Below are 22,554 nucleotides of genomic sequence, written 5' to 3' on the forward strand. Positions count from 1 at the left end.
CATTATCCTGATTATCCTGCGGTGCGTTATAATACAATATTGCTCGCTGCATTTCTGCATTCAACGCTGTCAATCCAAATATTATAATAATATCGTAATACGAGTAAATAACTATCTCGTCGTTACTACTGCAATATTTCCAGGCATCATACATTGAAATTTTAACTGGCCTATCATAGCCATTACGGGTATGATTCCTGGCATTATTACACTTCTTTACCAATAAATAATCAGATGGAAATGGGCATGATTAGCCAACTCAAAAAAATAGGCTGCTCGATCATGTTTTTGCTTTTAGTCGCGCCTGCTTTCGGCAAATCGATCAAAAGTAATTTCATTAATCTAAACAATCGCGTCAGAATTCATTATTATGATAATAATAATGGAAGCAATGTCATTTTATTTGTACATGGTCTGCCGCTTAACGCGGATTCCTGGCGGCCTCAGCTTGAGAATTTTCAAAAGAAATATCGTGTTATTGCCTTGGATTTGCCTGGATATGGATTATCGACTTCACTGCCAACTCCGATTCCTGCTGAATTATCTGCATGGTATGCGAATGTTATCAGTCATTTCCTGAAAAAACTGGGCGTAAAGAATGTTGTCTTCATTGGGTTCGCGTCAGCAGGACACATTGGGATGAAATTCAGCGCTACCTATCCTGACCAGGTTGATAAACTCATCGTAATTAATTCATCACCGCAATTCAATCAAGGTCCGGATTGGCCGTATGGATTTACCTCTGGAAAAAATAAGTCAATCGTTGAAAAAATCACCCATAATGATTTTAAAAATACGATTGAATCCATCATCAATGTGGCAACGCAAGAAAAATGTAATTGCGGTCTTGATGAACTCAGAGCCAGATTTTATAAAATGGGGATGATGTCAAGTAAAAAAACCTTACTAGGATTTTTCAATCATATTGCGCACGAGAATTTCAGGCCATTACTGAAAAAAATTCATGTGCCCACTTTGATTATTACCAGTAACCTGGGACTGGAAGTGCCGCAAGAAGTGGGTCTTTATCTGCGACGTAACATTCCTGATTCACAGCTGGTTGAAATAAATGGTGCTGATCATTTTGTTTTTGCCACATCTGCAAACTATGTTAATCAGGTCATAGAACGGTTTTTAACGCCTATATGCACTTTTGAGGCTGGGCAATCAATTCCCCGGAGCGAGTGCCTAGCTTGATCTGGTATGGTTATATATTATTTACCTGGCAGAATGTATAGTGATATGATTGCTTACATTTTAAACTATAAGGCTATTCCATGAGGATTTTATCTACATTATTCATAATTATGATTTTCTTGTTTTCATTATTCATGACTACTGCCACCCAGGCGCGTAATTGCGGAAAATACATGGGACATAAAATTGTTACCAGCGGCGGCCTTTCATGCGCAGACGCAAAGCGGGTTTATAAGGCTTTTCAAGAGGGTCATATTCCCGCAGGCTGGATGTGCGGTCAGTCAGTAGGGGGTTGCGGCAAGGGAGATAAAAGCTTTACTTTTAAACTTAACTAGATATACGGTGTCCGCATATTAAAAGGTCATCAAAATGACTGACATCGTTTCCAGGCCTGCCGGGTTACAGGCTATGTCGCTGCTTTGGAAGCACCGCCGGTCAAAAGTCGTCAAAAACGCTTTCAGGCAGACAGGTTCACTTGCGTTTAATCAGTTTGAAGATTGCTTATAATAAAACAAATCATGTAATGCTCGTTCCTTGTCAACAACCAGAGCTGCTGTATTGGCATTCTCCCTGATGCCGCCGGTGTCGCCGCTATTTGAATTGAACGTCCAGTAAAATAATTGGTGATTCATATTTTTCTTGATTAAATAGGGGCTGATTGAATCTTTAAAGAAAGAAACATCCAAAACCTGATCTGTCAGGTAACCCGTTTCTCCGATAACAACAGAATAGTTGGAATCCTGCAAAAATCCGAAATTCCAATTAAAACGGTATGGGCTTGCTTCGGGAGAAGATTGCCATGTGGCAACATGGGAACCGTAAATATGCGGTGAAAAAACAAGATGTGATCCATTATGACTGGAGTCGTCAGGCTGGCCTAATAACCAGTTAACCATTTCAACCGGCAATCGTTTGAGCAGCTGTGACCGCAATTCGCCGCCTAATTTAAATTCACTATTTTTTGCTGCATCAGCATCCAATAACGCTCTGAAATTTTCGCCCCAGTTGGATTTGAAATGAATCGCATCAAGCCCGTTACCGCACGCATTGCGGTCAATACTATATGCGCTGATATCTTCCGGAATTTGACCATGAGGAATACAGATTGCGGGACCGGCTTCTTCTGAACTTGGACCCTCCACAAACAAAAGAAGATCAGGATTGTTTTGATAAACAGCGCTTGCGGCAGCTGCAATAACATCTACCCAGGCAGGCTGATCACCATTTTCTGAAAACCAGAATAAATTATGAGGTTCATTAAATACATCTATTCCTAGCACATTATCCAGGTTTTTTACTTTTAAATTTTTTGCTAATTCAGCGACATCATTCTGATAATCATGCAGAGAATAATTATTGGTGACGACATTCCCGTTTCGTCCTGACGGTGTCTGATGAAAATCGACTAATACACGTATATTGTTTTTTTGAACTCATCCATGATTTGATAGAGAGATTCGGTAATGCTTAATGGTTGTGTGCAATCAGTATCATTCCAGATCTTGCAAAACGGCCCGTTTCCACTTGCCTTGTTTCTCGCATCAGTCAAATCCATGCGAAAATGATTATTGATTCCGGAGTCGTGTAAATTATTTGGATTAATCGGTAAGCGAATAGTTTTGAATGAAACACTGTTTGTTTCCTTGACATTGGTCAGATCGGAAAATTTCCCGGGATTTTTCAGCAGATCCATGAGTCCCGCGGGTATTTGCGGTTGATAAGGTTTGGCTAGTGAATAAAAAGGAATTGTTCCATAGAGTTCATCAACAAATCCGGCATCTTGAAATCCGGCCCAATTTACCCCATCGATAATAATTTGATGATTGTTTTCATCCATCATGCGTCCATTATCCGTGTGATAAGCCCACGCATTGGAAATTAAGCCCGGCAGAGAGAGGTTATTCATGATGATTATAGCGATGAGGGTATTGCGCATGTAAGTTTTCATGGGTTATATGAAATTTTTATTATAATTCAAATAAATAAGTAATATCACCGTTGTGGCTGGTTTAAATCCAGGCATTCTGGGTGGATATCAATACCACGATTAGACGCAATGTTAAAGAATATTGTTGTTCTTGGAGGGCAGCAAGCCGGTATTATATGATATAGAGACGGAGTTCATTTGGAATGGTTCGTATGCATTCATTAAGCTCCGGTGTATTTTATCTCCATGTAGTCGGGTAGTTTAGCGGACAATGTTGTATATGCAACTTATTGATCCTGGCTGTATACTGAATTAAATGAAAACGCATAATTTATAAAATTAACAATACGAGGCGGTCATGAAAATCCCTTGTCTTACATGTGCTGTAATTATTTCTGTAATGAGTGTATATCCTGTGATTTGTTCAGCCAGGCATCCGTCTCAGGCTATCGATGGCCGCATTGATCAGATGATTAACACATATTTAAATGAGAACAGTCTGAATAACCCCGATACCAGGAAATTCCCTGAACGCATCACCGCGGTCAGTGTTTCCATTTTTTTACCCTATGAAAGCGCGCCTCTAACGGGCGATTTGAGAAATTATTATGCCGGTGTCGCCGGGTATCCGCCTTTGAATAAGCCCGTAAACGAGAATAGCTTGTTTGAAATTGGAAGTATCACAAAATCTTTTGTGTCAGCGGTTATTTTACAATTACAAGCTGAGAATAAACTCGCTCTTGATGACACCCTGGAAAAATGGCTGCCACAGTATAAACAATGGAATTAAGTGACCATCAGGCAACTGCTTAATATGACCAGCGGCATCCCTTCCTATACTCGTGATCCCGTATTTTCCGAAAAGCTGGAAAACGACATCAGGGCGGAATGGACCGATGAGGAGCTTGTCAGCTATGCTCATCCCGATGAACCCATTGAATCTGGTCAAAATAAATTTGACTACTCAAACACGAATTACATACTGGCAGGCATGATAATAGAAAAAATTACCAATGATTCCCTGGCAAACCAGTTACATAAACGCATTTTGGATAACAGCAGCTATAGTTTAAAAAACACTTATTATGTTGCCGGAAAAAACTGGAAAGCGATACAAGATTCAATCATGCCGCGCATGGTCCATGGTTATTTTTACGACCATGAGACAAAAAAGCTTCTTGACACGACAGCGAATAATCTGTCATGGGGTGCTGCGGCGGGCGCGATGATTTCTAATACAACAGACATCATACATTGGGTACAGGCTCTATACCATGGCAAGATTTTTCCGGACAAATATAAAGACCGGGAATTGAAAAACCTTAAATCAGTTGTATCCATGAAAACAGGGCGGTCCATTGCAACAGTTACGCCGCAGGATCCAAATGGCTTTGGCCTTGGAGTCGGGTCGTTATATAAAGATCCTGGCGGTCAATTTTGGTATTATGAAGGCAGCGGCCTGGGTTATAGGACGGCATATATATGGAAATCATGTAACAATGTAACCGTCGCTGCCGCATTGAACTCAAAAGGGGGTGAAGGAAATCCCAATGCACCGGAAGGAGATCATATTCTTGAGCTGATGTTTAAGATTTATGATGAGATTATTACTGCCTACCCCCGATACAATTGTGATGATTGACAATAATAGCCACTCCCAAAACGTTCCAGTCTTGCCTTTTATCTGGAAAGCTGGAGCGCCTTGGGAGAACTATCTTAACAAGGCTATCTAAGCTTTGTGCTCGCAGTCTGTTAAGTGATTAATATCGCCAGCAAACATCGTGACCAGGGATCTTGGTTTTATGTTTCCAATAACCTTTTACCCAACCGCATAGAATCGTGCTGTTATAATATCCGCCTTTATAACAAACTTTTTGTGCCGGATAATAATATCCGTTATATTTATGCGCTGGCACCATGGTGCATTGATTTCCGCACGCGGAATTATAATAGGAACCGTAATAACTCATCCCGCTTCCCACATATACATTTACGCCGGTTACAGTATCATAATACTGTGATCCTCCATAACAACACATGCCTGCTTGTGCTGCGCCCGCAGCGCAAAGACTTGCCGCTGCGCCTAGGGATAACGCGATTTTTAGCAGATGGCCTTTCATACAAACCTCCTCATTTTGATATGTAAAGCTGGTGATAAATATATTTTATCTCTATTAAGTGCTGAAATATTAATTGCTGTGGTTTCATACACATTGCGAAATGAATTCTTAAGAATTGGTCTATTTATCTTCAGATCATGGGCTTGGGCCGGGGTCGGCCAAACAGGTATCGGGCCTAAGGCCCGCTTTCTCTGCAGCATTCGATTTGTTAATCAGCCCATAGATCAATATGGTAAAGCTGGCTTTGGTTCTGCCGTATGCGTGATGCAGGTTATGCGCATGACATTTATAATATTGTTGGGCGCAGCGTTGCCTGGCCCAACAATACTTTTTTTCACAAATTGAATTACTTTAATAATAACCAGCATTCAGTCAGTAATTCAGTTTCAGCCACCTCATGATCAAAATTGTAATAACAAAATATACACGGTAAATCGCCTAACTCCTCGCCGGAATTCGGGAGCCAGTCACGGTATAACGCATACACGGTATCACTGATGTTATCGCGAGACCCTTTGTGTATTGCTATGGCGTATCGTCCGGCAGGTAATCGTTTTTCAACTATGCCGCCTTCAAGCTTCAATTGTTCCGGCACTGTTATCCCTAAATCAAACCGAAATTCGGATGCAGGCGTGATGCTGGGATCATCATAAGCAAAGGCGAATGCTTCGCCCGCTTTAGGCTTAACGCTTACTGGCTGTGATTTGGCCCATTTTATAAGCTTGCTGACACTCTCGCCGATAAGTTTGGGATCGCCGCGATGTTCCAGCACGGCCAGGCGGCGGGCACTCATTTTTTTAATATTAACGTTCATTGCTATGTCACCTTGTTTGAGCAACCAATAAGGCGGTTGTTCCCACGCTTCCCAGCTTGATTGACGTCTAAATTCACTGGGACTCAAGCCGCATGTTTGTTTAAACGCTCTGGTAAAAGCTTCATGAGAATCAAACCCCGCATTGATTGCGATTTCAATAATCGTTCTGTCCTTATCAACAATAAGTTGATGCGCTGCGCGTTTTAATCGCAGCCAGCGTATGTACTGCTGTAAAGACAATCCGGTATAAGCTGTAAACAAGCGATGAAAATGAAATTTTGAAAAGCATGCTATAGCACTCAATTGTGTGAGTGATAGTTCTTCATCAAGGTGTTTGCCTATAAATTCTATCACTTTATTTAATTGACGCTGATAATTCATGCTTCACTCACCTTCAAACTGCCGCTTGGTTAACAAGTACAAGGTTATAGTGCCAATTAAGTCAATATTTGATCGTTATTGCTAACTTAGTAGAGAATATCATAAATGGCTGTAAAGACCGCATATCGCAATGGTGGGGCAGAATCTGCTGACTGCATTAAAATTTCTTTAATTTGCATATACTTATGTGGTAAAATCCGCGCCAGGCGTGTTCCGGGCTGCAGTTGGAACGAATATATCAAACTATCAGGGTTCGCTATATGCAATCGTATAAAGATACTAATGATCAATGCCAGGCAGGCAGTGCAGCATTCAGTCTGGAAAAGTATTTTCTCTATGTGGGATTGTCTGGATTTTTCCCTGCACAGTTAACACTACAGGCTTTAAAAACCATTATTGAGCATCATCTGTCAACTTTTAATTATCAAAATTCCATTTTATATAATGCAGGCAAAATGCCCGCCGATACGCGGGTAATCCCTACGCTTGATATAAACGATTTATTTGCGCTTATGATCAGAAAAAAGGGCGGTTATTGTTTTCAGCATTTGGAATTGTTGTTTGCGGTTTTATCCGCCGCCGGTTTCAATGTAGACAGGCGCTTGGCAAAAGTGATTATGCAGCCTTGCGCGCAGCTTGATTCGGCTGACATGCCTGATTTGCCTAAAACGCACGAATCATTGGTTGTTCACCTTGACGGGAAGCATTACCTGGTTGATGTTGGTATGGCAAATCAAAGCATTCGCGGGCCGTTGGAGCTAAAAGAAGGCGAGCAAACCATTGATGATGATCAGTATCGCTTGATTAAAACGGGTGAATTGTGGCGTCTGGATACCAAAACGGTCAGAGATAATGAATGGCTTTGTTTGTATCAATTTTTTAACACACCTGTGCAGCATAATGAAATTGAAAAAGCACACATCAATTTATACCTGACGGAGAAAAGCATACCCATACGTGACGACAAATTGCTGATCGGGCAAACCACACTGGAAAAAAGAAAATATCTGATGTGGCTGTGTACTGGTGCAGGATTTGGTATTTTTAGATCGATCAAGAAAGACAGTGACGATGCGCCTAAAACCAGGAAATTTTCCAGTTATGAAGAGGTTGAGGCATTTGCGAAAAAAAAATTTGGAACTCACTAATCATTCTGTCCGCGCGGCTCCCCAAGGCTGACAGTGCAAAATATAAACATTTTAAATTATAAGCATATAATAAAATTCATAAAATTAAGTATATTTTAAAATCGGTTTATATATAATGGCGATAACAACGAGGGAACAATAATATGTATGCCAGGGGAGCTCAACTCATCAAGCTCAAACATCATTTTTCTAACATGATCAGGCAATACCGCAAATCTCACCGGGAAAAAAGTGATGGGAATGAACTAAGCCTGGCTGAAAAGGCAAATAAGCTGCCAAAAAGATATCATGCATTTTCAACGCCAATAGTGGCGACACCGGATACGCTTAACTTGGAAGAGAGTACGACTGCCATTTTTCGGCTAATGAGTGTGGCTGAGCTTGCTCATGCTATTAATACAGATATAATCGGTAATGATCCAAGGTCGTCTTCGTACCATGCACTTAAAAAACACGCTCATCTCCATATGCCTGAGCATGTACAGGAAAATAATTCCAATTTGATCCTGTCTTTTGCGCGTGATGCGACCAGTGCTGCAAACTATGCAGGCATTAATGTGCTGCCAAATTTCTATGCTTTAGTAAGAACAAATCTGCCTCCCGTTTTCACGGTGCCAGCTGACCATGCCATGCTGGATCAATCTGTATTTGATTCATATCATCAATATTATCGTGCAAAAGAGATGCATACGTGCCATGAAAATGGGACTAAGTACACTCCTCCGGTCAATGCGAGTATTTTGTCCCGATCTCAGCAGGAGGTCGACATGGTCATCAATACCCCGAATGGTACATGTGATTTTCGACCCATGGCAAATGAAATGATTCTGAATATCAATTTTATATGTGGAGGATTCAGAAGTTATACTTTTGTCAGTGATCCGGCTCCAATCGCTCATCTTCCCATGCGGCGTGACTGGGCTATTGAAGTCCTTTGCCCGGTAGATGAAAGAAATTATTCCAAAATGCTCGCGTCATCTCGTGACAAAACTCTCATTCCGCCATATTCGCGGCCGCTCACGGTAGACGATGCGGTTGCCATATTTCCCGAGTTAATACGTATTTTTCCTGCAAGCTATAATAATCAGCACAGCCATGTGCACATACTTAAATATGTTCCAGAGGACTATCCCGTTGGCTCACCCAGGGTTGTGCAATTTCTCATCAAGGAGCATTCTTTATTTAGGGAGCAGCATAGCTGTGTAACAGAAATCCAGCATGATTACATGGATAGAAATCTCTCGCCGCGAGTTCATAAAGAGTAGAGGGCTGGCATATATCAGTACAAGATTTCAGATTGTTGCTGTATTGTAATTACAGTGACATTGATTAGTATTAGTATTCAGCATAAATATATGTGAGGGTAAATGCATGTATAGCCGTCTTGGTCATCGAATGGTTAATCGCCGACTGTATCAGGTCCGCAGAAATTATTCATTCTGGAACAAGTTCACAAACTCATTCTGGCATAGACTTTCAGGTGAAAACAAGACGCCTAAACCAGATGATCCGAATACGTTAATAAAAGCTTTGCATGAACATGAGCCATGGTTTGACCAGGAAAAAAGAACGCATCATAAAGTACAGGAAGAAACCACTGTATCGGTAGTAGATGCGGTTAAATTTCAGGCGTTATTGTCGCGGGCGACACAGAATCTTGCGCTGTGGAATCATGATAAACAGCCCAGTCCTCATCAGATTGAAGTGTTTAGAGGTGATTGGGGCGAAGTCGCACAGCGAGAAACAAGGAAATACGGTGAAATCTATGCTGTTTTAAATATGGCTAATGCATATTTTGTCGGCGGCGCTTTTTTGGACGGGGGCGGCGCCCAGGAAGAAAATATGTTCGCGCGCACATCTTGCTCCAATCATATCCTCGCGGAAGGGAGTCACATTTATCTCGATAAAAATAATGTCTATCGATATAAACCGGAAATGACTGATTTAATCAACGCAAAAACCCGCATGACGCCTGATGAGCTGGCCAGGTTGAGCGCGATATGTGGAAAAATCATTGATCATGCCTATAAAGTGCATATGGACACTCAAGAGCCTGAAGTATGTTTTCGTGGTCCCGAATTATTTGCAAATATTCAAGGATCCGGATTCTTTGATGAACCTAAATCATCAGGACGTATCGCATTAAGTGTGAAGGACGGGAGCTTTGCGTATTTAAGCGATAGTGAAATATTTCCTTTTCATGAATTACGGTCAGCGGCGATCGATTTGACTGATACAGACATAGAGGCTGATTGGAATGATAGGGAGTTTGTTGAGTGGTTCAAAAAGGAAACCAAGCGGCGTATTGATGCGCAACTGGATACAGTCTTGCTAAATGGTATCAGGCATGCTGTGTTATGTGCGTTTGGTTGTGGCGCTTTCAAGAATAGAGCAGAAGAGGTTGCCGGAATTTATCGGGAATCGATAGAAGAAAGGGCTGTGCACTTTGAACACATTGTTTTTGCGATTTACCATCCCGGTTATGGCCGCGATAATTTTCCTGCTTTCGAAAAAGAATTACATGGCTTGCCATTAGGTGCAAAAGCGAGACTCAATCTGGAAAAATCCATTCGTCTGGGATTCAAGGAATAGATTGATTAGACGCTGTTAAATTAACTCATTGCTTATATTTAATTTTTATATCCAGACTTCATGAGTTCAAGCGGTTTATCCTATAATAAATACATAAATGCCAAGAATAATTCCGGGAATACTCGCAATGCAATCACGCCCAGAAGTTGTTGATGCGGAACAAGTTTTAAAAACAATGGGGGAGGCTGATATTCCAGGCGTGGCGATTGCTTTTGTTGATGACCAGGGAACCATTGCAACACAAGAGCTAGGTGTTACCAAAAAGGATTCGGCCGACCTGGTAACTTCGGCAACAATTTTTGGGGCGGCGTCACTCAGCAAGCCCGTATTTTCTTATTTAATATTAAAGATGGCGCAAGAAGGTATATTGGATTTAAAGCAACCTCTTAATGAGATTTTATCTTTTGAACATTTTTGCGATCAATTTTGCCAGGAATATAATTGTCAGTGGGAAAAAACAGCTGACGATTTGAAACGAGCGCAATCATTAAGTGCAAAAATGATTCTATCACATACCACAGGATTTGATTTATTCAAGGGAAGAATTGATTCTCGCTTTGATCCCGGAATGGAGTATCGGTATTCAGGCTTGCCTCTTTTATACTTGCAAAAAGTCATCGAAAAACTGACTGGCGCAACACTTGAAGATCTTGCCAAAAAATATGTATTTGAACCTTTAGAAATGAAACATAGCAGTTTCTATCCCGGATTTGATTTATCCTCGATGTCTGAGGAAGGCAGGGAGCCTGGAAGGATCTACCTAAAGGCCGCGAAACATGGTTTGGTGTATGAAGTGCTAACCGAGGATAGTAATACGCCGTGGCATAACATGATTCCATGGCATCAATTACCAAGGGATTTTCCAAGGAATATATCTGAAATCATTCAGTCAAAAGATAAGTGGTTATCAACCATCCTGGTTCATGTGTCAAAAACACATGATATACCGCCGGCAAGCGCGCCCAATAGCTTATTCACCACGGCGGAAGATTATGCACGCTTTGTTATAGCATGGATGAATGATGAAGAGTTGCAATACGCATTTGAACCCATTATCCCGATGACAAAGGATGAATGGGCAAAAGGCGTGAACATACGATCTGAAAATCTGGAAAATCTTGCCTGCGGCATGGGTTTTGAATTAGAGGTAAATGGGGAGGGTAAAAAACCATTAGCCTATAAAACCGGCGACATGAATCAATGGAGAGCTCAGGTAGCGATTGATCTTGAGAACAAGACGGCAATAGTTTATTTTTCCAATGCGAAAAATGGGCATATACTTGCAAGCCAAATTATTACTCCGTACGTTAAACTGGAGTATGCGCTTGACTATTTTTCCAATAAATATGGTTTTGCCATAAAAATCGAACCAGACTGGCAGAAGAAGGAAAAGGCCAGATTTGAACAAATTGGCAAGTATTTGGATTCGCAGAGTGTTTCGTCTCACTTGCAGCGGATGATTACGAATAGAAACATTCCGGGCGTATCTGTCGCAATAAAACAAAATAATAGCATAGAATCTTACTCGGCAGGCACGATTGACGCAAGCAATATGCAGCCTGTTACAAATCAAACGATATTTGAAGCGGCATCCTTAAGCAAGACCGTTTTTGCTTACATTGTCTTGAAACAAATTGAAAAAGGGCTGTTAAGCAAACCTGGTAAGTCACCTGAAAGCGGCTTGGATCGTCCTTTACATGAAATATGTGATTTTGGCCCGCCTCATATGCGTGATGATCCAAGTTACAAACTGCTCACAGCGCGACTGCTTTTGTCACACCAGTCTGGGTTGCCTAATGAATTTGGTTCATATGGTGAAAAATATGCGGCGGCAGCCGGAACGCGATTTGATTATTCAGGCGAAGCCTATCGATTTTTAAATGAAGTCATTGAGCATGTTACAGGAATGACACTGCATGATTTATCACAGGTAATTTTTAATTCCGATGAGCTGGGAATGAGGAATAGCAGTTTTATTCCTTATCCTGAAAGCAGCCCGCAAAGACAAATGAGAGCAATCGGCCATGATTCGAATGGTAAAAAAGATGAAACAGACCATTTCCCGCGTCAGTTTCCACCGCATCCTGCGGCATCGTTAATTACAACTGCCGAGGATTATTTGAAATTCTTGCGCGTTTGTGCCGAAGATCCTTTTATAATAAAACATATGTTTGAAGAACAAATACACCTGGCGGGAAAAGACCAGAAAGCTATCGATGCTGATGTGCCATCCTCTGTATTGGATAGCCTGGGGTGGGGACTGGGTATTGGGCTGCAACAAACGGATCAAGGAACTATTGCATTTCACTGGGGTGATGTTAACACCAATCGATCATTCTGTGCTATTAATTTGAAAACAGGCAATGCAGTGGTCTGTCTGACGAATAGCGCCAATGGGCCGTCTATATTTAAACAAGTTGCGGAATCCGTCGTGGGTGATTTAAGTCCCGCATTAAATTGGCTAAAAGGAAGAGGAGAAAATAAACCGGTCATTTTAAATGAGGCCAGACAGGCAATTTCACATCCGTCTATTACATCGAAATCCATTTTCTCGCATTCACATGAATCCATCAGAGTTGACAAGCAGGAAGGCGAGAAAATTGCCGTGCTTAGAAAAAGAGGTGGCTAGATTATTTTATCATTCGGAAGTACATTAATATCTGATTTATTAATGCCTGATTTATTTCAACGTTAATGATGCGATGCGTTATATTGAGATGCGTTCTTACGGAGACTGCATTTTGGCAAATATGGACAACCAGGCTTTATGATGCCAAAATGATTCATGATCGATTCTGTAACCAATTGAATTGACAAAAACTATCTATGGAGTGCGTGATGGAGGCGCGATCGGAAAAAAATGCCGCACCCAAGCCTTTAAGATCTCAGGATCCAAACCCTTTTTACCTGAATACCAGTTATTCCGGTGGGACACACTATCTTGTCGCTGAAGCAAGCCAGTTGCCTTTTCTGTTTACAACGGAAATCACTGCTTGCGTGGGTATTGGTTTGTATTATTGGAGAGAGGGCAAGGTCAAGAAATTCGGGCTTTATCACTCTTATAGCGAACACTCTTATTGCGATGATAAATTGGTTGTGGAAACATTGGGTACCCCTTTTGTGCGCCGGTTTTGTGAGGTCGATTCTAAAAATCTTATCCGTGCCATTTATAATTTCTTGTTCGACATCGACGATGTGGAAAATGTCAGAGTCATTATTCATAACAAGGAATTTGAAATTGAAAATGTCAATTACCCGGATGAAAACCTTGCATTTGACCAGGTCATGACGATGGTTAACCAGGTTTCCCGCTTGATGGGAAAACGTGAGATTGAGAGGCGTAATTTTCTTTACAGCCAGGGCAGTACGACATTTTGTGTGATGAATGATGGATCATACTTTGCTTTGTTGGTGGATGGCAGTGAGGATGAAACGATCGCCAGAAAAGTCGCCATGTATATTCATGATGATATCGCTGAATTAAACCGTGAACCTGGAATGTTTAAAGGAAGAAAAGTCCGCTTTTTTGATGGTCATCAGGATAAGGTGACCATAAGAGACAAGTATATTTTAAATTGTCTCAATCAGGCCCGAGACGGCAGGATTCTGTGGGTTGATGCTTGCTTGCTGATCAGCCATGAGTTGAGAAAAATCCCGGAGAAGGACAAAAAATTACTGGAATCATATCAAAAAATCAGGTTTATGCTGGATTTCCTGGACAATGCGCTGATATTTGCGCGGCATGAAACGCTGCGATGCCAGTCTGTGCCTGAAATATCCAACAATTAAGAATTTAAATTTCGTTCAGTGACCTCAGCAAAATTGATATTCAGTGCCAGGGATAAATTTCGGATGGCTGTTTGCAGTAATGAGAAGATCAATTTTCGCTCTTGCGCATTGCCGAGATCAAGAGCTTGGTTGACGGAGAGATGGAGGCTTTCCCTGGCGCTTTCAAATGCCTGTCGTGCATCCTGTGCGGAAATAAATTCGTACGCCCCGTTTTTGTTGACGTATGCAAGTGTAGACAGGGAGCTTGCAAACACTTGTTTTAGCGGTTCCAGGGCAAACGGGATGGAATGATGGGTATTCAGCCCTGTTTCATTATTATAAAGTTGATCCAGATAAAAGCGTATCTGCCGCGGATATAGAATAAAAGTGCTGCCTGTGGACTCATGTGTTCCTACGCTTTGCTGATAGGCGCTGTCACCCAGCTGGTAATCATTGATGTGCCTGATTTTTTGAGCATAGGCCGGATTTTGGCTGTTCGCGCATATTTCAATATAGGTTTTGGTGATGTCTGCCCATGGTCCCGCGTTATAGGTTGCATTCAGAATCATATCAAGAAAATTGTTTTCGGAGCTTTCCAGAGCCTTTAGACAGGCTGAAAAATACTGAGCGGACGGGCCCCAGGGATCCTGGTTGATGGACTGGATACGCAGCATGTCATTAAATTGGAAATAGGCGGCAGCAAGCGGTCCAAAATACTTGTCGTCCAGTGAGGCAGGGCCGGTTTTTCGGGTCTGGACACCGCTGTCCTGGTCTTCTATGGCGTAGCCCAGGCTTTTTTGCAATACGGCAAAGTTGATCATGCCAATCTTGTGCTCCAATCGCTTGGAGTAATCATTAAGTTGATACGGTCCGCCCTGTCCGGGTGCAAGAAGCATTTTCCTGATGTCGGGATTCGGATTGATCCAGGGAGTTGAAGCCTGATAATCACTGGTCTGAAGATTTTCCTGAAGTAATTGCGCGAACAATGAGCCCGAGATGTAGGCTTCATCAAGCTGCAGTGAGGGATATTCTTGATGCAGCAAGTAAGAGTAGAGTGCCCCCGCGACAAAATTTGACATGATGAGGTCGGTGTAATTGGCATCCAGGCGTATGGATTCAGTTTTTTCATCAATGCGGACGGGAAAGGTCAAGTGATAATAAAGATTCCCGGGTTGGCTGACAGGCAGACTGTTTGCGAATGCGGCAGCTGTCAGAAAGCTGATTAATGCGGTAGCGATGAATTTATTCACGGGCTTCCTCGTTGGCGGTTTATCGTTATGTTATGCCACGATATTATTTTTTAATGCCGCCGGGTGTCAAGAACCCGTTGCTATCGCATGCAAAAACCGGCTTGCCTGCGAAATCAAGGTAATGTATATTAATTGGCCATAAAATTTGACATAACAATAACATATTCAAACGAGGGTGGAAGTATGCTAAGCGGCGTTGATTTGGCGTATACAGGAAAAAAAGCCTGCGAATTTGTCAATGAAAGAAATCATGAATCGCGTTCCATGATATTCAGGCATGCATTCAAGAATGTCGGTGCGCTTGTCATGCGTATACAGCTGGGACAGGCCCAAAGAGCGGCATTACTGCAAAGCATATGCAGGGAAGATTATTGCGATAATCCTGCTCACGAGAAAGGGGAAGGAGGGAACCAGGATGATCTCTTTTCAATTCCCCAGTCTGCCTCCTCCGTTTGCCAGACAACCAGGTCGCTGGAACAAATCGCTCATTATACCTTGGGGCGCGGGAAAATCCTGAATGAAAGAACGCAGCCGCAAATCAGGCATAACACAAAGCAATTACACGGCGAAGAATACTTATGGGATGCGCTTCATTCACCCGTCTGGGCCATAGGATTGAACCTGGCCGGCCAGCTTGCCAGGCAAGGGTTTGAATACGTTTGCTGTCCGGAGAGTCTGGATGAACCTAGTTATGCGTTAATCACCCGGGAGCTGAATGATGGCTCCTTTGAAAGAACCATGATTGATGACAAGGCTTGTATTCTGACTGAATCAAGGCATTGTCTTGAAATTGCGCGTGTGCCCGAGCTGGAGATTTCATTGGATCCCGAGCATAAAATGACTAGCCAAAAGAATGGATTTGTCATTTCACACCATGGAAAAGCAGCTCCGGTCGGATGGATGCTGCATTCCGGTGAGCAAGATCAATTAGTTGACCCGCAATATACAGAAGATTTGCTTCGTGTCATACGCATTGCCAAGGGTAAAACGCATCAATTATCCAAGGCAGAATACTCCCTGCTTTTGAATGAAATGCGCGCCAAAACAGACGGTGTGCGGTTCACACAGAACAGGACGTTAAATCTTCTGGACGATGTTGTGCAGGAACTCGAACGTGAATATGGGTTCGACCCTGTCAAATTGATCGGCTCGGCAATTTCCACTTCCTATAATCTCATTCAGTCGAGAATGAAAGAGACGGATGTGGTCGAAGACTTTTTGACCGGTATTCTGATTACAGAAATGGCCCAGGTTTTGAAATTGACGGAATCAAGAAGTTCTCGTCCCAGGCTGCCTCACGAATTTACCAATTCGTTCGATATTACTCTGAACAGTGCCAAGGCGTTTGCCTATGCATATGACCTGCAAAAACCGGATGGTTCGCCTGCTTTGTTGCTCGCAGATGACAAGCCGGTATATGAATCGGATGAACGTTTGACTGATGTGCGTCTTAACGGTGATTTGCAAGACCCTGATTTAAGCAACCCCAGGCATGCGGCTGCATTGCTTGCGTCCGGGATTCTGATAGCGGAACAAATGCTGCTGGAACAATTATTAAGAGACGCATGCGTGTTTGGTGATGAACATCCCAATGCGCTAGCCTTGCAGAAGATATTAAATAATCATGCATTGTATTTCAGGCTAAAGGCAATGGCAAAAGAGATACCGGGCGATAGCCGGGGACCGATTTTGGGACTGCAAGTCAAATCCTGTGAACCTTTAATCGATATGCTTAGAACCGCGCTGGGATTTGACCATTTGGCTGATGCCGCAAGACAAATTTATGCTGAAGGCAGCCATTCCATGAAGATCAAAAAGAGCGCCTTGTTCAATCTATTCCACGCAGGCAACGTTTTGCAAACTCTGGAGACGACTTCGGCTGCCCATCAGGGTTCAAGAGGCCTGAATGCTGGAATTGTCCCGGTCATTCGCGCGCTTGCGCCTGCGTTATATACTCATCTGGTTGAGGAAGGTGAAATCAAAGAAGCAATCAAGACCAGGACAGCCGTCAGGGAAAAGACGGTTACGAGACCGCGCGTTGAAGAGGCTGAAGAGGAAGCGGACAGCAGGGAAGAGCATCATCTGTCAGGCGTGGGTGTGTGTCCTTATCTTGGCAGGCGCGTGACAGATCAGCCGTCTGTGACTCAGGATGCATATCATCCTGACCTGTCTTCCGCACGCGTTCGGCACAAGGGGAATACCTGGTGTCAATTCTTTACAAAGACAGTGGTTCCAGTTGCCGCAGTCAGTTTGACAATAGGCGCTGCAGCGATAAGCTTGATGAATGGGGCGTAAGGCGCATAGTGAAATGCCGGGCGTTTTTATACGATGTCCGGTGTCACTATATTCAATCTGGCTTCTATGTAAGTCAAATAACGCGGGCCAATATTTCTATTGCGTGTCTTTAAAATGAGCGAGGAAGCATATCTGGATCCGCTAAAATGAAATACTGGCTGCCCGAAATGAATTTGTTCCTGATCCAAAATAAACAGAACCGCTTCATCACCATTGGCACTGGTAAAAGCAAGCATGCCTTGGATGTCGTTATTGGATAATTTTTCAACTGTGACTATGGTCGTTTCACCCGGATTGATTGTTTCGGGATAAACAGAAAAATGGCTGCCGGGTCTGCTGGATGTGACGCGGTCAAACCGCAGCTGATCATGGGTATGATTGGTGAGAGTGACGTGCAATGTCGAATTTTCATCTGCCTGGGTGTTAGCATAGGCAGACAGCGCAATGCAGGAAAAAAGAACGGGCAGGATGTGCCTGATAGCTTTCATGACATGAATCCTTGTCTTATCTTGTCTGTGACGTCTCAGGGTGCGGATCCGGCGTGGCAGGGGTAGTGCTTGCCATGCGCGGCTTGGCTGTCGCGCCTTTTAGTATGGCGGCATATGTTTTCATCGTTTGACTCTCAATAATCATAAAGCGCGGCTGCGCCATGGATTTGTATGTTTTATTGGCGGTTTTGGCGTCAATGCTGAATGCCATAGTATAATCCGCATTTTTGGCTTCTTGTTCCAGATAATCATCATAAATCCCAAAAGGCCATGCCAGAAAGGTAATTTTAGTGCCCAATTTTTCTTCCAGAATTTTTTTCGATGATACCAATTCATTTTTTACAAATTTCTCGTAAGCAGGACGTGACAGTTTTTTCTTTGTCCGCTTAAAATTGGGATGCGAATAAGTATGGCCTTGTATATCGAAGAGCCCTGTTTGTTGTAATTCCTTTAATTGATCCCATGTCATCGCGTTTTTTCCATTCGAGATGGTTTGAGGATATATAAAGAGTGTCACTGGAATTTTATATTTTCGTACTATCGGCAGCATATAAGTATAAACGGATTTCCATCCGTCATCCGCCGTGATGACAACAGATTTTTCCGGTAATGATGCGCGTGTGCCTTGCAGGTATTCAACAGCTTCCTTGAGTGGAATGACTGTAAAGCCATTTTGCTTGATCCACTTTATCTGTTCTTCAAATCTTTGTGGCGTCATGTTCATGCTGCCGGGAACGACAGGATTCAGATTGTGATAGCAAAGAATCGGGATATTGATGTTATTGCTCGCAAACAAGACGGTGGGAATTGCGAGAATGACAGCCATGCAAAGACAATAGATAGTTCTGATCAAGTGCAGCATATATCATCCTTAATGGTTAATATCTTTATTTTACCCCATTTTTCATCGTAATTTGACCGATATTGAGAACACTGACAGGTTAAGGTACTATGCGGCATTTTGGGCAATCTATTTGACATTTATGGGAGATTGGTATGAAAATCAGACACCTTTTTGGTTTGTTTCTTGTCATCCAGGCAGTTTCATCTATCGCACATTCCGCGCCATTATTCCAGGCGGGCGACATAGAAGAAGGGAAAGAATGGTCAATTGATGCAAAATCCGGTGTTGCGTCGTATTTTGCGAACGGGACTGCGGGCAAGGTTGAATTCAAATGTGATTTACGCGGAGCAGCCGCCGGGGAAGAAGGGGTGAAAGCCTTGTTAAGAACAGGCAAGAATTTTGATAATGAATACAATCTGCCTGTCACACCATTAAATGAAGGAATGAATGGACCCTTCATCTGGACATTGACAGATGAAAAAGCGGATGTTGGCAATATTAAAGTGTTTTATGTTGCGGGATCCAATGCCACTATCCAGTGTTATGGAAAAAAAATACAAGATTGAGGATTTCACGCGGAAAAACCTTGTGGGTGACACCCAGGGTTTTCCACATATTTAATTCACGATTTCCAGCCTGCAATGTGTCTAAAAAGAAATCCGGCGCCATATAACACTGCGCCAGTCAACAGCAGGCACAGGATGCGCACGACGGTGGGCGCCGATGCGGCATCATACAATAATGCTTTCGCTGCCGCGAAGCCCAGTACAAACAAGGCTGATTTCGCCATGATTTTATCCTTGCGTGCGAAAGCAATGCCGATAACGAGAAGGGCGTAGAACAGCCAGGATGTGGAAACAGCCAGAGAGCCATGGTCTGTGGTCAGCTGATATAATCCTGTAACAGCCAGTAAATGAGCACAGCCCAGAATCGCGTAACCAAACTCGTCTTTTTTCACTATCTGTTCATGTTGACGAAGGAGCAGCAACCAGATGCTTGCGAATGCGGCCATGGAAACCGTCAGCCAGGAAGTCTGGTAATCCGCGATAAGATGATAAATCATTCTATCGTATTCAACACCCAGTATGATGAATAAAGCGATTAAAGGGAAAACGCTGGTTTCTTTGGCTGACGTTAAAAAATAGGCTGGCAGATAGGCAAAAACGATTACGATGAATGCAAACAGCCAGGGTCTGAGATCTGAAGGTATGATCTCGATATAGACGGAATGAAAGAGTGCCAATGTGATAAATGCGATAATCATGCTTTGGCTGTTCATGACACGGCCAGGAAAGAGTTTTTTTGCCGATAAATACAGTCCTAATAAAACTGCTGTGAACGCGAGCGATATCCAGGGGGCGGCATCTGGATAAACGCGGTTGATGAAATAATACTCCAGCGCGTAAAACAACAGCAGTACCGGGAAAAAGCCCCAGGATTCGTTTTGAGTCAGCGGTGTCCTGGAATAATAGGTATAAAGAAATGTTCCAAATGAAAAAACAAGAAAATGCAAAAGCAGAATGACGGCAATCAATATATCCATGCCCAGATCAAACCCGACTACGCCGTTGACCAGAATGGCCAGATACGCTGCCAGAATGACAAATACCCGCGAGCGGACCCAGATTGAAATGGTGGCAAAAGTAAGAGAGCAAAAAACAAAATAATAGAGTGAAAAAATGGATACGGCGTCAAGTTCCAGTAAAACAGGCGCAATATAAGCTCCGATAGCTGAAATAATGGCGTAAACATCATGCCTGATGCGTAGATAGAAAACGATACAAAGTGCGGAAACCAGACTGGTCGAAGCTATCGCCGCAGGAAAATTGATCAGATGATAATACTGATAAGCACCGAACACTGAAAGATATAATACGATTACACCTGCTGCCGGCAGCAATCCGGCATATGCCTTGTCTGTTCTCAATAACGCAAGCCCGGTCATGATCAGGGTGAGGCCGAATATGACTGCGATGGCAATTTGACGCGGGGGCGTCAGCCATCCCGAGTCAACCGCTAATTTAATAATAAAACCGGCGGCCAGTATAAAACAAATGATGGCGGTCACACCCAGCCAGTTGCCGGATTTGGCCGTTTCGGTGGGAACTTCTGGTTTGGCTTCGGGTTTTGGCTTTGGTTCGCCATGGTGCTCGGGAATGGAGCTGGGGAGTTTGATATCAAGATGAGCTTCAATTCTGGCGAGGCGACGTTCCAGCTCGCTCAATCGTGCATCCATGTTGTCACTCATTAGGTGTGCCTCCAGGCGATAATCACGTAATGCTCTTATATAGAATAGTATAACCGGGGTTATATATATCGGAAAGATCAGAAAAATTTCTTAACGTCGTGATGGATACGGTAATTATACCGTATTGATAAGATTTGACAGTTTGATTAACGTGATGAAGTGATCCAGCTCTGTTGCCTTCGCAAATGAAGGTTAAGATGCTGAATGGACTGCTCACGCAGCCAGCCAGGCTGCTATTCAGATTAAGACCATAAAAACATTAAAATACAATGCCATACGAGGAGTGACCATGGAGACAAGAAATCCTGTCCATCAAGATTATTTTGTTATATTGACTGAGTTCAGAAAGAAGGCTGACAGACTAAAATTAATTTCTGAATTAACAGGTCTGGTTTTTCTTGACCCTGTCATCATACCAGGCTCAACCGATCCGGTAGAAAGGGAGTTTGTTGCTGAGGCTATCCGGGTCAATGGTAAAAATCCGCTTACCAATGAACCCATGACATTGGATGAATTAAACCGCATTGCAACAGACAGCAAAACAAGAGAAGCAGTAGAAACCCTGATTGGGGAGTTTCTTGTCGAAAATAAAAAGCATCCGGATTATAAAAAAATTGAAGAAGCCATCAAACAAGAAAGATACGTGTTAGTGTCTGATAATCGTGTGCCTCCGGCGTCTGCGCATCGTCAGCCGGCTGATCCGGACGCGGATGATTTGATTGCTATCACGTCAGCCCAGCATGATCTTCAGGCTGACCGCCAGCAGTCCGCGCCTGTACACGCGCAGCGGCATCATGCGCGAAACTCTCGTCTATTCCAGCCTGCTCCCCAGGCATTTAATATGGCGCGAAGGAGCAGCGCTGCGAACGGTATTCACTTGCCTAGGGGGTTCACCATTATTGCTGATCCGGTCATTGTCAGCGGATTAAATCAGCGTACGACTACCCATTTAAATGTCCATAATCTTGGGTTTGATAATTCCCCGCAATTATTCAACTTCTGCATCAGGAATGCGGATGGGACAGTGGGCGTAGATTTTTTTCGTATCAATACGGACCGAAACATTACATTAAACGTGTGGGATGTCGCAGGAATGGAGCGGTTTACCAGTATTCTGGCAGGCTCAGTGAGACGCTCAAATGTGGTTTTATATTTCGGAGACAATGAGAGTATAACCCGAGGCATTAATATGATCGGAAACAATCCCTTGTCGCGCCATTTCGTTATACGCTATGAGAATGACAGTCACATTGCCGTCGTGCCGTGCGCGGATGTCAATGCCATGCTCAATTCATCAGAGGTGGTTTGTCATGTTGACGAACAAAATCTTGTAAGAGGTTTTTCCGCTGCCTTATATAATCTCTGCTGTGATGCTTTCTCCAATCCCATGATTCCCAGAGAGGCAGAGGTACACAGAATAACAAGAAGTTATGGCTTTTGATGGTTGTTGGTATATGCCTCGCATATCTATAGAGGCAAATT

At 43.0% G+C, this 22,554-nt stretch carries 17 protein-coding genes and 1 pseudogene; 10 read left to right on the plus strand and 8 right to left on the minus strand.

Features of this window, described 5'->3' with window-relative positions; genetic code table 11:
- Positions 1–246: 246 nt before the first annotated feature.
- Complete coding sequence (locus AQULUS_RS03625) at positions 247–1,197, plus strand: alpha/beta fold hydrolase (protein ID WP_172622721.1); 951 nt, start codon at positions 247–249, stop codon at positions 1,195–1,197.
- A 485-nt stretch (positions 1,198–1,682) separates the two neighbouring features.
- Here the strand turns inward: AQULUS_RS03625 and AQULUS_RS03630 are convergent, their stop codons facing one another.
- A complete protein-coding gene (locus AQULUS_RS03630) occupies positions 1,683–2,615 on the minus strand; it encodes a cellulase family glycosylhydrolase (protein ID WP_148338745.1) in 933 nt (310 codons plus the stop codon).
- On the minus strand, positions 2,603–3,133 hold the full coding sequence (locus AQULUS_RS03635; protein ID WP_148338746.1) for a hypothetical protein: 531 nt from the start codon (positions 3,131–3,133) through the stop codon (positions 2,603–2,605). The genes AQULUS_RS03630 and AQULUS_RS03635 overlap by 13 nt, the downstream gene beginning before the upstream one ends.
- A gap of 460 nt (positions 3,134–3,593) precedes the next feature.
- Between AQULUS_RS03635 and AQULUS_RS03645 the strand changes: the two are divergent.
- Positions 3,594–4,766 (plus strand): annotated as a pseudogene (locus AQULUS_RS03645) (serine hydrolase domain-containing protein).
- A gap of 118 nt (positions 4,767–4,884) precedes the next feature.
- On the opposite strand, the gene AQULUS_RS03650 reads toward AQULUS_RS03645, so the two are convergent.
- Both AQULUS_RS03650 and AQULUS_RS03655 read right to left on the minus strand, forming a co-directional pair.
- Positions 4,885–5,244, minus strand: a complete 360-nt coding sequence (locus AQULUS_RS03650; RefSeq protein ID WP_148338749.1) for a hypothetical protein — start codon at positions 5,242–5,244, stop codon at positions 4,885–4,887.
- A gap of 346 nt (positions 5,245–5,590) precedes the next feature.
- Entirely contained in the window at positions 5,591–6,439 is an 849-nt protein-coding gene (locus tag AQULUS_RS03655; RefSeq protein WP_148338750.1) for an AraC family transcriptional regulator, read from the minus strand.
- Positions 6,440–6,699: 260 nt separating this feature from the next.
- Here AQULUS_RS03655 and AQULUS_RS03660 point away from each other — a divergent pair, with 260 nt between their 5' ends.
- The 5 genes from AQULUS_RS03660 (at position 6,700) to AQULUS_RS03680 (ending at position 13,968) form a co-directional block, all read left to right on the plus strand.
- Positions 6,700–7,587, plus strand: coding sequence for an arylamine N-acetyltransferase family protein (locus AQULUS_RS03660; protein WP_148338751.1), 888 nt, complete (start codon positions 6,700–6,702; stop codon positions 7,585–7,587).
- 143 nt (positions 7,588–7,730) lie between these two features.
- Positions 7,731–8,852, plus strand: coding sequence for a hypothetical protein (locus AQULUS_RS03665; protein ID WP_148338752.1), 1,122 nt, complete (start codon positions 7,731–7,733; stop codon positions 8,850–8,852).
- 106 nt (positions 8,853–8,958) lie between these two features.
- Positions 8,959–10,179, plus strand: a complete 1,221-nt coding sequence (locus AQULUS_RS03670) for a poly(ADP-ribose) glycohydrolase domain-containing protein (protein WP_148338753.1) — start codon at positions 8,959–8,961, stop codon at positions 10,177–10,179.
- A 127-nt stretch (positions 10,180–10,306) separates the two neighbouring features.
- The gene (locus tag AQULUS_RS03675) at positions 10,307–12,808 is read left to right on the plus strand and encodes a serine hydrolase domain-containing protein (protein ID WP_172622723.1); all 2,502 of its coding nucleotides are present in this window, start codon (positions 10,307–10,309) and stop codon (positions 12,806–12,808) included.
- Between the two features lie 209 nt (positions 12,809–13,017).
- Positions 13,018–13,968 carry a hypothetical protein gene (locus tag AQULUS_RS03680; RefSeq protein ID WP_148338755.1) on the plus strand — a complete coding sequence of 317 codons (951 nt, stop codon included), beginning with the start codon at positions 13,018–13,020 and terminating at the stop codon, positions 13,966–13,968.
- Here the strand turns inward: AQULUS_RS03680 and AQULUS_RS03685 are convergent.
- Complete coding sequence (locus AQULUS_RS03685) at positions 13,965–15,197, minus strand: hypothetical protein (protein WP_148338756.1); 1,233 nt, start codon at positions 15,195–15,197, stop codon at positions 13,965–13,967. The genes AQULUS_RS03680 and AQULUS_RS03685 overlap by 4 nt on opposite strands.
- A gap of 183 nt (positions 15,198–15,380) precedes the next feature.
- Between AQULUS_RS03685 and ceg17 the strand changes: the two genes are divergently transcribed.
- Entirely contained in the window at positions 15,381–17,492 is a 2,112-nt protein-coding gene (ceg17, locus tag AQULUS_RS03690) for a Dot/Icm T4SS effector Ceg17 (RefSeq protein ID WP_148338757.1), read from the plus strand.
- A 26-nt stretch (positions 17,493–17,518) separates the two neighbouring features.
- Here the strand turns inward: ceg17 and AQULUS_RS03695 are convergent, their stop codons facing one another.
- Together AQULUS_RS03695 and AQULUS_RS03700 are read right to left on the minus strand one after the other, a co-directional pair.
- The gene (locus AQULUS_RS03695) at positions 17,519–17,980 is read right to left on the minus strand and encodes a motile sperm domain-containing protein (RefSeq protein WP_148338758.1); all 462 of its coding nucleotides are present in this window, start codon (positions 17,978–17,980) and stop codon (positions 17,519–17,521) included.
- Positions 17,981–17,996: 16 nt separating this feature from the next.
- The gene (locus AQULUS_RS03700; RefSeq protein ID WP_197737285.1) at positions 17,997–18,842 is read right to left on the minus strand and encodes a polysaccharide deacetylase family protein; all 846 of its coding nucleotides are present in this window, start codon (positions 18,840–18,842) and stop codon (positions 17,997–17,999) included.
- Positions 18,843–18,976: 134 nt separating this feature from the next.
- Here AQULUS_RS03700 and AQULUS_RS03705 point away from each other — a divergent pair, with 134 nt between their 5' ends.
- A complete protein-coding gene (locus AQULUS_RS03705; protein ID WP_148338759.1) occupies positions 18,977–19,390 on the plus strand; it encodes a hypothetical protein in 414 nt (137 codons plus the stop codon).
- A gap of 56 nt (positions 19,391–19,446) precedes the next feature.
- Here AQULUS_RS03705 and AQULUS_RS03710 read toward each other — a convergent pair whose 3' ends face one another.
- Positions 19,447–21,060: a DUF2339 domain-containing protein gene (locus AQULUS_RS03710; RefSeq protein ID WP_172622724.1), complete on the minus strand. Its 1,614-nt coding sequence runs from the start codon at positions 21,058–21,060 to the stop codon at positions 19,447–19,449.
- 301 nt (positions 21,061–21,361) lie between these two features.
- Here AQULUS_RS03710 and AQULUS_RS03715 point away from each other — a divergent pair, with 301 nt between their 5' ends.
- Entirely contained in the window at positions 21,362–22,513 is a 1,152-nt protein-coding gene (locus AQULUS_RS03715; protein ID WP_148338761.1) for a hypothetical protein, read from the plus strand.
- Positions 22,514–22,554 lie beyond the last annotated feature (41 nt).

Source organism: Aquicella siphonis (assembly GCF_902459485.1).
Classification (GTDB): domain Bacteria; phylum Pseudomonadota; class Gammaproteobacteria; order DSM-16500; family DSM-16500; genus Aquicella; species Aquicella siphonis.

Bases quoted from the DNA above. Each gene is read 5' to 3' on its own strand.
- AQULUS_RS03625 (WP_172622721.1), top strand. From the start codon at position 247: ATGATTAGCCAACTCAAAAAAATAGGCTGCTCGATCATGTTTTTGCTT.
- AQULUS_RS03635 (WP_148338746.1), bottom strand. From the start codon at position 3,133: ATGCGCAATACCCTCATCGCTATAATCATCATGAATAACCTCTCTCTG.
- AQULUS_RS03650 (WP_148338749.1), bottom strand. From the start codon at position 5,244: ATGAAAGGCCATCTGCTAAAAATCGCGTTATCCCTAGGCGCAGCGGCA.
- AQULUS_RS03655 (WP_148338750.1), bottom strand. From the start codon at position 6,439: ATGAATTATCAGCGTCAATTAAATAAAGTGATAGAATTTATAGGCAAA.
- AQULUS_RS03660 (WP_148338751.1), top strand. From the start codon at position 6,700: ATGCAATCGTATAAAGATACTAATGATCAATGCCAGGCAGGCAGTGCA.
- AQULUS_RS03665 (WP_148338752.1), top strand. From the start codon at position 7,731: ATGTATGCCAGGGGAGCTCAACTCATCAAGCTCAAACATCATTTTTCT.
- AQULUS_RS03670 (WP_148338753.1), top strand. From the start codon at position 8,959: ATGTATAGCCGTCTTGGTCATCGAATGGTTAATCGCCGACTGTATCAG.
- AQULUS_RS03675 (WP_172622723.1), top strand. From the start codon at position 10,307: ATGCAATCACGCCCAGAAGTTGTTGATGCGGAACAAGTTTTAAAAACA.
- AQULUS_RS03680 (WP_148338755.1), top strand. From the start codon at position 13,018: ATGGAGGCGCGATCGGAAAAAAATGCCGCACCCAAGCCTTTAAGATCT.
- ceg17 (WP_148338757.1), top strand. From the start codon at position 15,381: ATGCTAAGCGGCGTTGATTTGGCGTATACAGGAAAAAAAGCCTGCGAA.
- AQULUS_RS03695 (WP_148338758.1), bottom strand. From the start codon at position 17,980: ATGAAAGCTATCAGGCACATCCTGCCCGTTCTTTTTTCCTGCATTGCG.
- AQULUS_RS03700 (WP_197737285.1), bottom strand. From the start codon at position 18,842: ATGCTGCACTTGATCAGAACTATCTATTGTCTTTGCATGGCTGTCATT.
- AQULUS_RS03705 (WP_148338759.1), top strand. From the start codon at position 18,977: ATGAAAATCAGACACCTTTTTGGTTTGTTTCTTGTCATCCAGGCAGTT.
- AQULUS_RS03710 (WP_172622724.1), bottom strand. From the start codon at position 21,060: ATGGATGCACGATTGAGCGAGCTGGAACGTCGCCTCGCCAGAATTGAA.
- AQULUS_RS03715 (WP_148338761.1), top strand. From the start codon at position 21,362: ATGGAGACAAGAAATCCTGTCCATCAAGATTATTTTGTTATATTGACT.